At 67.0% G+C, this 264-nt stretch carries 1 protein-coding gene; it reads left to right on the forward strand.

Features of this window, described 5'->3' with window-relative positions:
* Positions 1-2: 2 nt before the first annotated feature.
* Complete coding sequence (locus A2Z13_07460; GenBank protein ID OGP77144.1) at positions 3-185, forward strand: hypothetical protein; 183 nt, start codon at positions 3-5, stop codon at positions 183-185.
* The last annotated feature ends 79 nt before the right edge of the window (positions 186-264 follow it).

A 264-nucleotide genomic window follows, 5' to 3' on the forward strand; every position in this document is an offset into this window, starting at 1 on the left:
ACATGCGGGTAGCCGTCGTCCCCGGACCCCCGGGCGAGGCGTTCCTTTCCGGCCCGGGAATGCTGTTCGAACGGCAATCGGGCGTCGTGTCCGTATCGGACGCCTGGGTGACCCGCAAGCATTCCTTCGAAAGCCACGCAAACCGGGGCCCTGACATCCTCCGGATGCGCGGGACAGCACCATGACGCTTGCCTGCATCGCGATCCCGCTCCTTCCGCTGGTCGCGTTCGTTGCGATCGTGCTCGGCGGCCCGTGGCTGAAAGG

This window comes from Deltaproteobacteria bacterium RBG_16_64_85 (genome assembly GCA_001798885.1).
In the GTDB taxonomy this organism is placed as follows: domain Bacteria; phylum Desulfobacterota; class Deferrimicrobia; order Deferrimicrobiales; family Deferrimicrobiaceae; genus FEB-35.

Coding starts and splice junctions, on each gene's coding strand:
- A2Z13_07460 (OGP77144.1), top strand. CDS start 3: ATGCGGGTAGCCGTCGTCCCCGGACCCCCGGGCGAGGCGTTCCTTTCC.